This is a genomic window from Acinetobacter lwoffii, assembly GCF_015602705.1.
GTDB lineage: Bacteria > Pseudomonadota > Gammaproteobacteria > Pseudomonadales > Moraxellaceae > Acinetobacter > Acinetobacter lwoffii_E.
Genome location: NZ_CP059081.1, coordinates 2,779,200 through 2,793,381, shown reverse-complemented (window position 1 = coordinate 2,793,381; position 14,182 = coordinate 2,779,200). Strand labels below are relative to the sequence as shown.

Genomic DNA, 14,182 nt, shown 5'->3' with positions numbered 1-14,182 from the left:
AATCATATTGAATATTTTGGTCAATATCTAGTCTTTTATTTAGCCTATATTAAAAATAGACCAAGAGGTAAAAGATTATGTGGAAAGGTTTTCTGGCAGGACTTGTCGTCGCAAATGGATTTGAATGGTTTGCGCATAAATATGTGTTACATGGAATTCACCGCCAAGGACAGAGCCGCTATAGTCCGGTTCCAGAAAGCATGTGTTCGCATTGGGAACATCACCGGATTGTACGAAAAACGGAATTTTCTGATTTCGGCTATGTAGAAGGACTGGACAACTGGCGTACCCGCAATGAAATTGCTTCACTGGCAGTCGTCGCAACCGTATTTGGACTCAGTTTTTATCCCTTCTCCAAAGGCATGTCACTGGCCGCCCTATATAGTGCAGGCAACTATTATTATTTACATCGCCGGGCTCATCTGGAACCGGAATGGGCCAAAAAGAAATTGCCCTGGCATTATGATCATCATATGAATAGTAATCAGGATGCCAACTGGTGCGTCACCAAGCCCTGGTTTGATTATCTGCTCGGTACCCGGGTGATTTCCTCGGCAGATTTGCAAGAACAGAATCCTTTAGGTCTGAGCTTGCCTGCACCGATCTCGAAAAAACTCAACCGCTGGGCAGAACAATATTTTCCGGTTAAATCGGCCGACACTTCCTCTAAAATGACGGAAAATACTGCAAAAAATATGGTAATGAAGCAGTTAAATACGCAGGTTATGGAGTAAAACAGGGCTTTGTCGTGATTTGTCAATAAAATACGATTGTATTGTCAATATTGTCCTGTAGATTTCACTTATATTTGCTCCTGTCGGTGAGTAAAGCCTCATACTGATAATGTTTCTGGGTGTAATGAGTTATTTTGAATACCAAGTGCTGTAGTCTTATCTTGGTTTTATAAGGAGTCGAAAGACTCCTTTTTTTTGTCCCGTATTTGCTGTGTTGTTTTAATCCAGACATAAAAAAAGAGTGTTTATAAAAACACTCTTTAATCAAATCATCATCTAAAATGGCTTAAAGGCGCATTTCAATGCCTTGGGCTGCCATATAGGCTTTGGCTTCCTGAATGGTGTACTGGCCAAAATGGAAAATTGAAGCTGCCAGTACCGCATCGGCACCACCATGAATAATGCCGTCCGCCAAATGCTGTAAATTACCTACACCACCAGAGGCAATCGTCGGTACCGTGACGCGATCATTGATAGCACGCATCAGGGCAATGTCATAACCGGCTTTGGTGCCATCGGCATCCATCGAAGTAATCAGCAATTCACCTGCGCCGAAGTCAGCCATTTTCACCGCCCATTCAAGCGCATCAATCCCGGTTTCTTTACGGCCGCCGTGGGTGAAAATTTCCCATTTATCTTCGCCGGTTTTTTTGGCATCAATGGCGACCACGATACATTGTGCGCCAAAACGTTGTGATGCTTCCTGGACAAATTCCGGATTAAATACTGCTGCCGAGTTGATGCTGACTTTATCTGCACCAGCATTGAGCAGCAAACGGATATCTTCGACTTTACGCACACCGCCACCAACCGTCAGGGGTACAAAAACCGATTCAGCCATACGCTCTACAGTACGGTAAGTGGTATCGCGTCCATGATGTGTAGCGGTAATATCAAGGAAAGTAATTTCATCGGCACCTTGTTCATTATAACGGCGTGCCACTTCGACCGGGTCACCCGCATCACGAATATCAAGGAACTGGACACCCTTGACCACACGGCCGTTATCCACGTCCAGACAAGGAATAATACGTTTAGCTAGCATAAATTTTTCCAATTATTACAGCCGATTATGAAACTCACCCACGCAAGCGCTACACCTTGGCAGATGGAAACGGTATTCTAGCAAAATTATGTAAGTTTTTTCGCAGGTTTTCTATGTCGGTTTATACCACTTTGACTTTAAAGGAAGTTCAGGATTTTGCAGCGCCTTATGGTTTAAAGGCGATTGATCTGATTCCCATTCAAGGCGGTATTCAAAATACCAACTACTTTTTAGTCTGCGAAGACCAGCAATATGTGCTGACGGTTTTTGAAGATATGGATGAGCAGGCGGCAGGTGAACTGGTTCCTGTTTTAGAACATCTGGGCTGGGCCGGATTGGCCGTTCCTGTGCCTTTGTCGCATTCAGGCAAAGCGATTCACAGCATTAAAGATAAACCGGCACAGATCGCACCGCGCCTGATGGGTGAACATCCGATGCCCTCTACCATCGCGCAGGTTGAAGCGATTGCAGTGGCTCAGGCGAAAATGCATGTGGCACTCAAAGACTTTAAATTAGAACGTAATTTTGTGCGTGATCATGCCTATTGGCTGGCCGTTTCTCAAGAGATTAAACCAAGTTTAAGTCCGGCAGATAAAGTCTTGCTCGGTAAATTATTAGGTTTATATGAGGCGTTGACAGCGGTATATCCAGATCGTCCACGCGGTTTTATTCATTCCGATCTGTTCCGTGACAATACCTTGTTTGACGGCGATCAGCTGAATGGCATTCTGGATTTTTATGAGCTGAATAAAGATGAATGGTTGTTTGATATTGCTATTACTTTAAATGACTTCTGTACTGAATATCCTGATGTGGTCTTAAACGAAGAAAAAGCAATTGCCTTTTTAAATGCCTATGAAACGGTTCGTCCTTTAACTGGTGATGAACGCGCCTGTCTGGAATTGTATCTGGCGATGGCGGCAGGCCGTTTCTGGATGATGCGTTTACAGGTGGCGCAGCGTAATGCAGCACGTGGACGGACGGGCGATGATATTTTGCAAAAAAATCCGGATGAAATGCGCAATATGCTGATTGAACGTTTAAAGTTCGTCACTGCTTAAACAATCAAATCAAAAAGGGACAGGGGATATGCGCGATCAGGGGCGTTTGGTGGAATGGTTTGATGACAAAGGTTATGGTTTTATCCAGCCCAATGATCTGGCCAAAGATCGCGTATTTCTGCATATCAAGGATTTTGTCAAACCTGGCCCACGTCCAATCGTGGGCTGTGCGCTGGATTATCTGGTGATTCTGGATGAACGCGGACGTTATCGTGCCCAGCAGGTCATGTACCTGAAAGCCTCTCAGGCCAAAAGTCTGCAAGCAAAACTCAAACCGTCCAAGCCACAACAGGCACAGAAATTACAGCCGATGCAAATTGCCTGTGTGCTCTATATTCTTTTTCTGGTGGCTTTAACCTTGGGCGGTTTACTCAGTGGATTAGTGTTGTTGCTGGTCAGTCTGATGAATGCGCTCAGTTACTGGCTTTATGCCCAAGATAAGGAAGCGGCACAGCTGGGTAATCGCCGTATTCCGGAAAATACCCTGCATCTGGTGGCCTTCTTGGGCGGCTGGCCGGCAGCTTGGCTGGCACAGCAGAAATTACGGCATAAAACACAAAAACAACCTTTCCGGCAGATATATTTTTGTACCATAGCCTTTAACATCATTTTGATTATATGGCTGATTTCCCCGTTGAATAGTTTAAATATCTAGGGGAAGTACTAGGAGGGGACGTGAACTATTCCATTGATAAAGACTCAAACCGCACACTGACTTTTGCACTGTACATTTTATATATTGTGGCCATTTTTAGTGCTGGCCTGCTGGCTGTCGTGGCGTTGATCATTAACTATGTGAAACGGCGCGATGTGCGCGGTTCCATCTTTGAAAGCCATTTTACCTGGCAGATCCGCAGTTTCTGGTGGTATCTGTTCTGGAATATCGTCGCCTTTATTCCATTTTTCTTTTTGTTCTTTACCGGCGAAGATCCTGACCTGTTTGCAGGGGTCGCATTTGGTGCATCCGCTTTCTGTTTAGTGGTGGTGGTTTTGGCCTGGATCTGGATTGTGTATCGGGCGATTCGCGGCATCATGCGCTTAAATGACAATAGACCGATGTATAGCAAATAATTTTAGCCGTATTTCTTTAGAGAAAAAAATCCCTCTTTTTCAGGGGGATTTAGCGGAATTAAGAAAGATCTTGCTTTAACTCTTCTGTTGGTTGTTTTCTTAAAAACTTCGGTTTCCATTCACTGGCAATCACGCCCAGTACCACCAGCAATCCGCCTAATAAAGCCAGTGACGGTAAACGTTCTCCGGCCAGACGGCCAAACAGGGCTGCCCATACCGGTTCGCCGGCATAGATAATTGCTGCCTGTGATGGATCGACCATGCGCTGCGCCCAGTTCATCACCAGTTGAATCAAGGCACTGGCAATGCCCAAACCGACTAAAATCCCTGCCAGATGCCAGTGGAATTCAGGTAGCTGAGATTCACCTAAAACAGGTGCGATCATAAAGCAGAATAGGGACGCAAAAATCAGTTGCAGCACGGTGACCCGGCGTACATTCACCTGCTCGGCAAAATGGCTGATAAAAATAATCTCCAGTGCAATCGCAATCGAACCGAGCAAAGTCAGGGTTTGCCCGAAACTGAGCTGAATCGCAGCAAAGCCATTTCCTGTCAAAAACACCAGACCGATAAAGGCAAACAGTGCTCCGATCCAGGTCATGACATGCGGTTTTTTACGGAACATTAACCAGAGCAGGATTGGAACCAGTGGAACATACAAGGCGGTTAAAAAAGCCGATTCGCTGCTGCTGATGGTCTGCAAGCCCACAGTTTGAGTGCCGTAGCCAATGGCGATCATGATGCCAATCACCGCGCCAGCGAACACTTCTTTCAGGTTCATGCCTTTTAGCGACTTCAGTGAAATTAGGGTGACAGCAAGCGCTGCCGCAGCAAAGCGCAGGCCGACAAACATAATCGGACTGCTAAAATTTAGCCCGTATTGCACAGTAATAAAACTGCCGCCCCAGATAATGGTGATCAGGATCAGGGCGAGTTGCGGTGCTTTTACCATCCAGCCGGAGTGATTTTTGGAAATAAGTGTAGACATGCCAGGAGATCAGAAAATTAAAAAAATAAAAAAGAGGTCCGAAGACCTCTTTTACAGCAGACTTAATTATAGCGCCTGTTGCTCATCTAGCAATAACTGTGCTTCACGCAAGCTTAATGTACCTTCGTAAATCGCACGGCCGGTAATTGCACCTAAAATACCCGGTTGGTCTTTCAGGTTACGCACGTCATCCAGATTGGTCACACCACCAGATGCAATCACAGGCAAACCTGAGTATTGCGCCAGATTCACGGTTTGCTCAATATTCACACCCTGCATCATGCCATCACGCGCGATGTCCGTATAGACAATGCTCGACACACCAGCATCGGCAAAACGTTTCGCCAGGTCAGTAGCCTTGACATCAGTCACATTGGCCCAGCCATCTGTTGCCACCATACCATTCATGGCATCAATACCCACAATAATGTGGCCAGCAAATTTTTGACATGCTTCTTCAACAAATTCAGGATCCTGAACTGCTTTGGTGCCAATAATCACAAAAGAAACACCGGCTTGCAGATAATGCTCGATGGTTTCCAGAGAACGGATACCACCACCAATCTGGATCGGCAAATCAGGTTGAGATCGGACAATGGCTTCAACCACTGGCTTATGGATTGGTGTACCTGCGAAAGCACCGTTTAAATCTACTAAATGTAAGCGGCGAGCGCCTTCATTTACCCAATGCTGTGCTGTTGCGACCGGATCGTCTGAAAATACGGTATCGTCTTCCATACGACCTTGCTTTAAACGGACACATTTGCCATCTTTCAGGTCAATTGCAGGGATGATCAGCATGCTTTCGCTCCTTGCTTAATCTTTAGAATGAATTTGAGTGTATTCATCTTAGCAAATAAAGTCGAAATTTCTAACTCTTAAACGGTATGAATAAAGAAAACCTGTCCATAGATAGGTAGCAGTGAGGTCATTTATTTTAATGGTTTTAATGATCCGTCTCTTGAATGGAGATCAGATTTTCCACAACGGGTCGTGTACTGAGCTGGTCGATAATCGAAGCGGTAAGATCTGCTAAAGTCACAGCTCTCTCAACGAACGCGCTCAACACAGCTTTCATACGTACATCAAGTTACCAGAACCAACACGCCACTTAAGCGCTTAAGCCGTCGATGAAGGACGGATTCTTAATTTTAATGAAGTATTGGGAATCTCTCTGGGTAATAAATCCCGACGTAGTAATTCTTCAAATACCAGCACGGGCGCGTAGGCATCTGCGGCTGCATAATCAATTTGTGCCGGGCTTAGCTTCTTGCTGGCCCAGTTCGAGGTACTAATCCGTTTGGATTTAGGAAAATTCAACTGAAACAATAACGCCATGGCATTTTTTAATCCGACCGGATTGTTTAAACCAAAAGCTTTAAAACATTTAGACAGTTCAATCACACTATTCAGTTCAATGCCTTTTTTACGGAACAGATGCGCATCATTTTTCAGGCCAAAACCGACCTTGATCTGGTCTCGACTGGCAAAGATCGGTTTAAGAAAATCCCAGATCACATCATTCATTTGAAATAAATAGGCTTTGTCTAAAGTGGCCAGCTGAATCAGATGTGGCCCGGTAGAAACCTCACCAACTTTAAAGGTCGGTTTGGATTCAGAATCGAAACCCAGAACTGCACAGCTTTTTAGCTCCTGTTCAAGAGCATGACATTGTTCCAGACGATTAATCACCTGAATCTGTTGCATCGGAAGATTTTGAAATACAGGAAAGGCCTGAATTTGTTCCTTGCTTGGTAAAGTGTCCAGCAGCTGTTGCATAAGCTTCAATCATGAAATGAATGCGTTCAGCTTAATCACTTTTCCAGCTCTAGGCAAAAATAAAGCCCATGCAGAATGGGCTTTATGCAAAATTTAACAAGGATTAATCAGTGTGATAGCTACTCTATTCCATCTGCGCCTGTTGAGCACGTTCAACATAATTCTGATAAGCAGGGACAGCAAAGGCTGCCAAAATAACCGCGAGTACCAGATACAGCACCACCAAAAGCGTTTCCCAGCCACGTGTCGTGCGTGGTGGACCATATTCATTACTTTCGTTATGACCTGGCGCCAATAGCAGGTAAAGTGTAAAGACAAGGTTCACGACCGGCACAAAAATCAGTAAAGAAAGCCAGCCATTATGATTACGGTCATGTAAACGACGAATTAAAAAAATTACGCTAAAATAAATCGCAAGGCCGTAGATCAAAACCAACACCACCATTAAAGGCATGGACATTTTACCATCTAAAGTCTCTGGACTCATTCCAGGCAAAATGAAAGCAGCAATGATCCCGATGCTCATAAAGCAAAAACCAAGCAGCATATTCCATGCGATATAAGAACGTCGCCCAAAACGTCCTGATGCATTCCACCCCGAATCCTGAATTGTATTACTCATTATTTTTCCTTTGTTTTTATTATATTTTTTATAAGCAAGTCTATGATAAAGGGGTTTTTTATAAATGAAAAGTGTAAAAAATAACCAATAAAAAAGCCCGCAATCTGCGAGCTTTTAGAGAAAAGGAAAATCAGATTTTCCATTCCACAAAGTTTTTCAATAACTGCAAACCGGCAGTATGACTTTTTTCCGGATGGAACTGGGTCGCGAACAGGTTTTCTTTATGAATTGAAGTACAGAACTCAATGCCATAGGTACAAGTAGCTGCCACCAAGTCTGAATCTTGTGGCTCTACATAGTAGCTATGTACAAAGTAGAAACGTGCATCCTGTTCGATATTGTTCCACATCGGATGCTCTGGATCGGCCTGATGCACCTGGTTCCAGCCCATATGCGGCACTTTTAAACCCGCCATTTCCGGAAAATGCTTGACCGCACCTTCGAAAATACCCAGTGCATCGGTACCGCCATTTTCTTCCGAATGCTGCATCAAGGCTTGCATGCCGACACAAATGGCCAGTACCGGTTTGTTAAATACGGCATTACGTACCACTTCATCAATCCCGGCTTCGTGCATACCTTGCATGCAGTCACGCATCGCACCTACGCCCGGAAAGACAATCTTGTCTGCTTGCGCAATCAGTTTAGGATCATTGGTCACATCTACCGTGGCACCGACATGTTCTAATGCTTTTGCCGCAGAGTGCAAATTTCCCATGCCATAATCAAGAAGGGCAATACGGGTCATTACAGTGTACCTTTGGTTGAAGCTACCGTATTGGCAGCACGTGGATCCACTTCACAGGCCATACGCAGCGCACGCGCAAATGCTTTAAATACGCTTTCGATCTGGTGATGGCTGTTTTTGCCTTTCAGGTTGTCGATATGCACCGTCATCAAGGAATGGTTTACAAAGCCCTGGAAAAATTCAGAGAACAGGTCCACATCAAAACGGCCGATCATGGCACGGGTAAATGGAATATCCATAAACAGACCCGGACGGCCAGACAGATCTACCACGACACGGCTTAAAGACTCATCGAGTGGCGCATAGAAATGACCATAGCGTTTCAGGCCTTTTTTATCGCCTAATGCCTGTGCAAATGCCTGACCCAGCGTAATACCGCAGTCTTCCACAGTATGATGGTCGTCAATTTCCAGGTCGCCATCACAATGAATATCAATATCAAACAGGCCATGACGCTTGATTTGATCAATCATATGATCTAAAAAGGGAATACCCGTGTTTAAGGTGCCTTGACCAGTACCATCGAGATTCAAACGAACTCGAATTTTGGTTTCGTTGGTATTTCTTACCACTTCACTGATACGATCTGTCATAGACACGTTCCTCAAATACGTCAAAATGATTGATGTAGAAAATATTTTCGCCGTGACGAAGTCACCGCATATTAGATTGCTCAGGAGGGTTTATCAATGCCTATCACCGTACATGCTTATACTTCTTTAGAAAATGACGAAGTGCGCAGCCAGCTTGAGCGACTGTATGACACGAGCCCTGAATTTAGTGACGGGGCAGATGCCATGGAACAACTAGAGCAAAACCTTGCACAGTATACCTCAGTTTATAGCGCAGAATTTAATAGCAAAATTATTGGGGCAATCTGGTGCACCGGACAGGGTGAAAGCCGGATTCTGGAAAATATCGTCGTACATCCGGCCAACCGTGGTCGTGGCGTTGCAGAAAGGCTGGTGAGCGAAGTTTGCCGCATGGAAGAAGAAAAAGGCGTGAAAAACTTTGTGCCGGGCTGTGGGGCCATTCATCGTTGTCTGGCCAATCTGGAAAAAATCTGAAAATAGAGCAATATCAAGCAGCCGTTAGGCTGCTTTTTTATGTAAATAAGCGCTTAAATCTGTTTTATTGCTGAGGTCTTTGGTAAACATTGTTCGATTTATGACTCAAATAGACATGAGTTGATGGAAAAGTAAACATTTGATAAAAATTATTCTGTCTGCTCTTGACGATTTACAGCTGAAACTGTTTAATACGCGACATCGGCGTGATAGCTCAGTAGGTAGAGCAACGGATTGAAAATCCGTGTGTCCCCAGTTCGATCCTGGGTCTCGCCACCATATTTTAAAACGATTTCAAAGTTTTCAATCCCTGATCCCATCAGGGATTTTTTTTAGGCCAAAAATCAGCCACTCAAATATTTTTTTCATAATTTTGATTGACTAATGAGGCCAGATACGGCTTAATACACCGCATCGGCGTGATAGCTCAGTAGGTAGAGCAACGGATTGAAAATCCGTGTGTCCCCAGTTCGATCCTGGGTCTCGCCACCATATTCAAAAAATCCTCAAACTTGGTTTGGGGATTTTTTTTGCCTACACCAAAGCCAGATCAGCACTCTTTTCTATTTTTCAGTTGTTTCAACTTGTTCTTTTTCTAGGTTTCCTGCCTTTTTATGCATCATTGACCGTTTATCAAACTTAACAATAGGCACTGGCATTATTTGTAAGATTTAGCTTTGACACTTTCCCTTTTCCAAACGAGGGTGAAAATGATGAATCTCCTAACACCAATTAAACTCGGCTTTCTTACGGCCTGTACTGTTTTTAGCTTACCGATATTAAGCCATGCTGCGCCTGCTGCTGATTCCGTCGTCTTGCCGACTCTGACTGTCATGGCGGAACCGGAACTACGCGCCGTGACTGAAAAAATGTTGCCTTATCAGGAGCAGAACAGCCAGCGTAAGGCCCTGCAAATGCGCCTGATGAAAATTGAACGCGAACTGCAGGACTACACGGTCAATGCTGATTTCGCGGGTGATATTGAAATTCTACCTAGCAGCAATCCGGCACGACTGGATAGCCTGCCATCCGGTCTGCAACAGTATGTGCAGGCGATTGCAGATGGTTTGCGCTCTGCTGACCCACGTGATGGTATTTATCTGATGCTGGTGCCCTTTGGCATTAACCGTAATGCAACCTCAGTTCAGACTGCCCGAGAACAGTTCAACCTGAACAATATTGATCGGGCGCTGCTGAATGAATGGTGTTCGGCGAACGGTTGCTAGATAAAATCAAACGATTCAGCACGAGATTAAAACAGGAATTTTGATCAAATTTCCTGTTGGAACGGTCCGTGCCTTTGCAGAGGTTTTGTATAGAAGAATTGATTAGTGTTTAAAAAATAAGCATAGTGGATGTACATCAACAAGATCTGACTGACAGAGCTGGAGCGTATACATGCCGCGTGTTTTTATAATTATAGCCGCTGTGACGCTGGCAATTTTTATTGGGCTGTTTTATCAGAATTCGGTTCAGCAAAAACATCAGGCTGAGCTGCTCGAATATGAAACCGTGCTTGAAGAAAAAACCGAGAGTATTGCGCAGCAGGCACAGGACTGGTCTAAACCGATTCAGCTTGAGCTTGAAGATGACCGTCTGGAGGGCGACTATGCCATCATGGCTGAATTTATGTTGGGGCAATTGCGTGACAGTGCCGAGGAGCGTAATCAGTATCTACGCGATTTAAAAACTGCTAACTGGCAGAATTTTCTGAATATTGACCGCCTGGCCAAGGATCAGGCCCAAGGCTATAAAGAAACTGAAGTTATGCTCAAGCAAGTCCACCAAATTGTGAATAGCTATCAGCAGAAAATCCAGCAGCGCGATGCCGAACTGATCGAAAAGGCACAGCAACTGGATATTAAAAACCGTTATCGCCAGCAACTGAGCCTAACCCTGAAAGACAGTCAGCAAAATAGTAATGCACATGTCATTTTTGAAATTGAAAAACAGACTCTGGCCAAGGCTGATGCTTTATTTGCAGTATTGAAAAAGCATAAATGGCAAAAGAAAAATAACACCTTTATGTTCTATGACGATAAAGCCGTGCAAGAGTTTAATGCGCTGTATAAAGAAATGCTGCACCTGAATAAGCAGATGGAACGAGTTGCGAGCGCCAACCAGAAAGCGGTTGAAAACAAGTTGTAACCTGATTTAGATGACAGGATTGCCATCGGACTGTCATCTGCTGTTCAAACTCGCTTGCTAAATTGAAGGGGTCGCACAGATCACGACATAACATTCAAGCAGGTGAGTCATGCAAACAATTCAGGTTTTTGCTGATATTCAGCAGGTGTACGGTGAGTTTGTCGCAAATAAAACAGATCCAAAATTACAAAGAATGAATAACGGGGATAAGAACCGAATGTTCTTGAATCAATATTTCACGCTGATTGAGGACTGGCACTATACCGAACAGATTGTGATTCAGTTCAATCAGCAGTATTTCAGTCTGGATCTGGGGGGCGCACCAGATTTTATGGATCAGGATAAATACATGAGCTGGCTGAAGTCGGAACTGCTGCATTAATCGAATCGCCATATTCCTTAATTGATATACAACCGAGCTGTCTCAAGAGAGGCAGCTTTTTTATTTTGACAGAAAACTGGTATTGATCTTGCTGTTGCATCGGCACAGCGCGAACAGGCGCTGATTCCAATTCCGATTTGAACAGGCTATGCTGAATTAATTACCGCTGCCAAAAGAATGACAGGCGGAGCATGGATGATATGGAGGGCAAAAATTATGCAACAGTTGAGATGTTATAAGGAACTTCCAGTCTGGACCCAGCAGAGTATTCCTCAGGGCTTCAAGAATCAGCACAATACCAAAGCCGACACCTGGGCGAAACTGACAGTATTAAAAGGTGAGCTGCGTTTTGCCATGCTAGAAGAATCTGGTGCAGTGCAATCCGAGCATGTGTTTACACCAGAGCAGCAACCGCCATTTATTGAGCCTGAGGCCTGGCACAAAATTGTTTCTGCCAGTGAAGATGTCGAATGCCAGCTGCGTTTTTACTGCCGGCCTGAGGATTACTTTATCAAGAAATATCAGTTGAATCCTACCCATTCTGAAGTGCTGGCGGCCATGCCCTATTTAAAAGGTGGTCGTGCGCTGGACGTCGGCTGCGGTACAGGGCGTAATGCGCTTTATTTGAGCCAGAACGGCTTTAAGGTCGATGCCTGGGATGTCAACGAAAACAGTTTGCAAACCTTAAGACAGATTGTGCAGACCGAGCAGATTGATCATGTGCAGGTACAGCGCCGCGATCTCAACACGGATACCAGCATTGCAGGCCAATATGACTTTATCTACTGTACTGTAGTGATGATGTTCCTTGAGGCGAAAACCATTCCACCACTCATTGCACAGATGCAGCAGGCGACCGTGCCAGGTGGCTATAACCTGATTGTTTGTGCCATGGATACGCCAGATATTCCGGCACAAGCCGATTTTCCATTTGCTTTTCAGCCGGGGGAGTTGCGAGGGTATTATGAGGGCTGGAATATTGTGAAATACAATGAAGATATCGGTGAGCTGTATCGTGTCGATGAGCAGGGCCAGCGGATTAAACAGCACTTTGCCACCATGTTGGCACACAAGGTTTAAATAAGATTAAGTCTTTTAATTCCTAAAAATAAATTAAATCATCCGAAACAAAAAAAAGATGTCAGGCTGACATCTTTTTTTTATTCCTTTAAAAAGCTTAAGCCGCTTTTTTAAACCAAGAGAACCAGCCTTTTTTCTCGGCTTTTACTTCTGCTTTTTCAGCAGCCGCGTCCTTGGTTTCTACTGCTTCAGTTTTCGCAGCTTCAACGTGTTGTTCTGCTGTAGCTTGAGCCGTTTCTACTTGAGTCGTCGCTTCTGTTTTTACTGCTTCAGCTTTAGTTTCAGCCGCTTGTTGAGTTGCAGCAACAGTCGCTTGAGCAGCTTCAACTTTCGCTTGTACAGGTGCAGCAGTTTCTTTGGCAACAGTTTGGGTTGTTTTGGTTACAACAGTTGCTGGCGCAACTTGAGCTTCAGTTGCCATTGCAGATGCAGAAGTCGCTACGATTGCAGTCGCGATCATTGTTTTAAGCATGTTCATATAAACCCTTTTAAGGAAATAGAAAAAAAGAGGCTTGATCATACATTTATAAAATTTAAGTGCTTTATAAATAGGATTTTGTTGGTTGATTTTTCAACTGAAATTACAAAGGGATAACATTTCATCTAGTTAAGAATTATAATTATTTAAAACAAATAATTATTTTAGAGATTGTAGTGGGCGACCTTCAAACAAATGGATATATTACTTGCTCATCTTGTAATACAGTAAATAAACTTAATCAAATTGGTGATCAAGGTCTTTATCATTGTGGTACTTGCCAAAATCCATTAATTTTCATTAATAAAGAAAAACCTAAATCAGGTTTTATGAAAATTCTTGTTATTGCTGGATTGATTGGGGTTGCTGGTGGTGTAGGCATAGATCAAATAAAAGACGCTCTCAAACCCACTGAAATTAATTATTCGAAAATTCAAACTAATTGGACTGATAAGCAGGTTAGGCAGTTTGATCTTAATTGTAAGGCAAATTTGGCTATGCAAAAGAAAAGATGGGATGCTGAACGTATTGATAAGACATGTACATGTTTTACGACGTACATAGTTGAAAATACTAATTATCCACTATGGGGTAAGTTAGATCCTAAAGTGGTTGATGCAGGTACAAATGAATGCATTTAGAAAATAATGAAAAAGATCAATTAAATTTAAACCCTAATTTGGAAAAGTTTTTAAACTTAATTGAAGAAGTTTATACAGGTAATTTAAAGGCTTTTAGCGATGCATTTTCCGATGAAGATACTTCTTTTTATGAGCGCTTAAAAAAAGATATTCAGAGGGCAAAACAAGGGTCATTAACCATTAAGAAAGAAGATGCATTGAAGAAATATATATTTTTTCTTGAATATAAGCAGTGGGAAAAGAATACAGACAATAAATTTTCTAAGAAATTAGATTTACAAATAGATACAGCAATTGAAGCCTTATGTAAGGCAACTGGGCAGTGATACTGCCCAGTA

At 43.5% G+C, this 14,182-nt stretch carries 19 protein-coding genes and 2 tRNA genes; 13 read left to right on the top strand and 8 right to left on the bottom strand.

Annotation, left to right across the window (positions count from 1 at the left end; all coding sequences use genetic code 11):
• Positions 1 to 77 precede the first annotated feature (77 nt).
• Positions 78 to 734 (top strand): sterol desaturase family protein, encoded by a 657-nt coding sequence (locus tag H0S56_RS13320; protein WP_195725271.1) that lies wholly within the window; start codon positions 78 to 80, stop codon positions 732 to 734.
• A gap of 286 nt (positions 735 to 1,020) precedes the next feature.
• Here the strand turns inward: H0S56_RS13320 and hisF are convergent, their stop codons facing one another.
• Positions 1,021 to 1,779 (bottom strand): imidazole glycerol phosphate synthase subunit HisF, encoded by a 759-nt coding sequence (gene hisF / locus H0S56_RS13315; protein ID WP_195725270.1) that lies wholly within the window; start codon positions 1,777 to 1,779, stop codon positions 1,021 to 1,023.
• Between the two features lie 113 nt (positions 1,780 to 1,892).
• On the opposite strand from hisF, the gene H0S56_RS13310 reads away from it, so the two are divergent.
• The 3 genes from H0S56_RS13310 to H0S56_RS13300 are packed head-to-tail and all read left to right on the top strand — an operon-like array spanning position 1,893 to position 3,911.
• A complete protein-coding gene (locus H0S56_RS13310) occupies positions 1,893 to 2,840 on the top strand; it encodes a homoserine kinase (protein WP_195725269.1) in 948 nt (315 codons plus the stop codon).
• 28 nt (positions 2,841 to 2,868) lie between these two features.
• On the top strand, positions 2,869 to 3,495 hold the full coding sequence (locus tag H0S56_RS13305; protein ID WP_195725268.1) for a DUF1294 domain-containing protein: 627 nt from the start codon (positions 2,869 to 2,871) through the stop codon (positions 3,493 to 3,495).
• 20 nt (positions 3,496 to 3,515) lie between these two features.
• Positions 3,516 to 3,911, top strand: a complete 396-nt coding sequence (locus H0S56_RS13300; protein ID WP_005105397.1) for a DUF4870 family protein — start codon at positions 3,516 to 3,518, stop codon at positions 3,909 to 3,911.
• Between the two features lie 58 nt (positions 3,912 to 3,969).
• Here the strand turns inward: H0S56_RS13300 and H0S56_RS13295 are convergent, their stop codons facing one another.
• The 6 genes from H0S56_RS13295 to hisB all read right to left on the bottom strand — a co-directional run bounded on the left by H0S56_RS13295 (position 3,970) and on the right by hisB (position 8,641).
• Entirely contained in the window at positions 3,970 to 4,899 is a 930-nt protein-coding gene (locus H0S56_RS13295) for a DMT family transporter (RefSeq protein ID WP_195725267.1), read from the bottom strand.
• A 66-nt stretch (positions 4,900 to 4,965) separates the two neighbouring features.
• A complete protein-coding gene (gene hisA / locus H0S56_RS13290) occupies positions 4,966 to 5,700 on the bottom strand; it encodes a 1-(5-phosphoribosyl)-5-[(5-phosphoribosylamino)methylideneamino]imidazole-4-carboxamide isomerase (protein WP_005095189.1) in 735 nt (244 codons plus the stop codon).
• A 318-nt stretch (positions 5,701 to 6,018) separates the two neighbouring features.
• Positions 6,019 to 6,678 carry a 3'-5' exonuclease gene (locus tag H0S56_RS13285; protein ID WP_168730634.1) on the bottom strand — a complete coding sequence of 220 codons (660 nt, stop codon included), beginning with the start codon at positions 6,676 to 6,678 and terminating at the stop codon, positions 6,019 to 6,021.
• Between the two features lie 124 nt (positions 6,679 to 6,802).
• The gene (locus H0S56_RS13280) at positions 6,803 to 7,300 is read right to left on the bottom strand and encodes a DUF805 domain-containing protein (protein WP_168730635.1); all 498 of its coding nucleotides are present in this window, start codon (positions 7,298 to 7,300) and stop codon (positions 6,803 to 6,805) included.
• Positions 7,301 to 7,430: 130 nt separating this feature from the next.
• Positions 7,431 to 8,048 carry an imidazole glycerol phosphate synthase subunit HisH gene (gene hisH, locus H0S56_RS13275; protein ID WP_195725266.1) on the bottom strand — a complete coding sequence of 206 codons (618 nt, stop codon included), beginning with the start codon at positions 8,046 to 8,048 and terminating at the stop codon, positions 7,431 to 7,433.
• A complete protein-coding gene (hisB, locus tag H0S56_RS13270) occupies positions 8,048 to 8,641 on the bottom strand; it encodes an imidazoleglycerol-phosphate dehydratase HisB (protein WP_004729244.1) in 594 nt (197 codons plus the stop codon). Before hisB ends, hisH begins: the two co-directional genes overlap by 1 nt.
• Positions 8,642 to 8,737: 96 nt before the next feature.
• Here hisB and H0S56_RS13265 point away from each other — a divergent pair, with 96 nt between their 5' ends.
• From H0S56_RS13265 to tehB, 7 genes are all read left to right on the top strand, one after another.
• Positions 8,738 to 9,115: a GNAT family N-acetyltransferase gene (locus H0S56_RS13265; RefSeq protein WP_004278652.1), complete on the top strand. Its 378-nt coding sequence runs from the start codon at positions 8,738 to 8,740 to the stop codon at positions 9,113 to 9,115.
• Between the two features lie 203 nt (positions 9,116 to 9,318).
• A tRNA-Phe gene (locus tag H0S56_RS13260) sits at positions 9,319 to 9,394 on the top strand.
• A 137-nt stretch (positions 9,395 to 9,531) separates the two neighbouring features.
• Positions 9,532 to 9,607: transfer RNA gene (locus H0S56_RS13255), tRNA-Phe, on the top strand.
• A 221-nt stretch (positions 9,608 to 9,828) separates the two neighbouring features.
• Positions 9,829 to 10,341, top strand: coding sequence for a hypothetical protein (locus H0S56_RS13245; RefSeq protein ID WP_265088334.1), 513 nt, complete (start codon positions 9,829 to 9,831; stop codon positions 10,339 to 10,341).
• A gap of 172 nt (positions 10,342 to 10,513) precedes the next feature.
• Positions 10,514 to 11,263, top strand: coding sequence for a hypothetical protein (locus tag H0S56_RS13240; RefSeq protein WP_195725263.1), 750 nt, complete (start codon positions 10,514 to 10,516; stop codon positions 11,261 to 11,263).
• A gap of 109 nt (positions 11,264 to 11,372) precedes the next feature.
• Positions 11,373 to 11,645 carry a hypothetical protein gene (locus H0S56_RS13235; protein ID WP_195725262.1) on the top strand — a complete coding sequence of 91 codons (273 nt, stop codon included), beginning with the start codon at positions 11,373 to 11,375 and terminating at the stop codon, positions 11,643 to 11,645.
• 216 nt (positions 11,646 to 11,861) lie between these two features.
• On the top strand, positions 11,862 to 12,725 hold the full coding sequence (gene tehB, locus H0S56_RS13230; RefSeq protein WP_195725261.1) for an SAM-dependent methyltransferase TehB: 864 nt from the start codon (positions 11,862 to 11,864) through the stop codon (positions 12,723 to 12,725).
• Between the two features lie 97 nt (positions 12,726 to 12,822).
• Here the strand turns inward: tehB and H0S56_RS13225 are convergent, their stop codons facing one another.
• Complete coding sequence (locus H0S56_RS13225) at positions 12,823 to 13,203, bottom strand: hypothetical protein (RefSeq protein ID WP_195725260.1); 381 nt, start codon at positions 13,201 to 13,203, stop codon at positions 12,823 to 12,825.
• Between the two features lie 176 nt (positions 13,204 to 13,379).
• Between H0S56_RS13225 and H0S56_RS13220 the strand changes: the two genes are divergently transcribed.
• Entirely contained in the window at positions 13,380 to 13,844 is a 465-nt protein-coding gene (locus H0S56_RS13220; protein ID WP_195725259.1) for a hypothetical protein, read from the top strand.
• Positions 13,835 to 14,170 carry a hypothetical protein gene (locus H0S56_RS13215; RefSeq protein WP_004278645.1) on the top strand — a complete coding sequence of 112 codons (336 nt, stop codon included), beginning with the start codon at positions 13,835 to 13,837 and terminating at the stop codon, positions 14,168 to 14,170. The genes H0S56_RS13220 and H0S56_RS13215 overlap by 10 nt, the downstream gene beginning before the upstream one ends.
• Positions 14,171 to 14,182 lie beyond the last annotated feature (12 nt).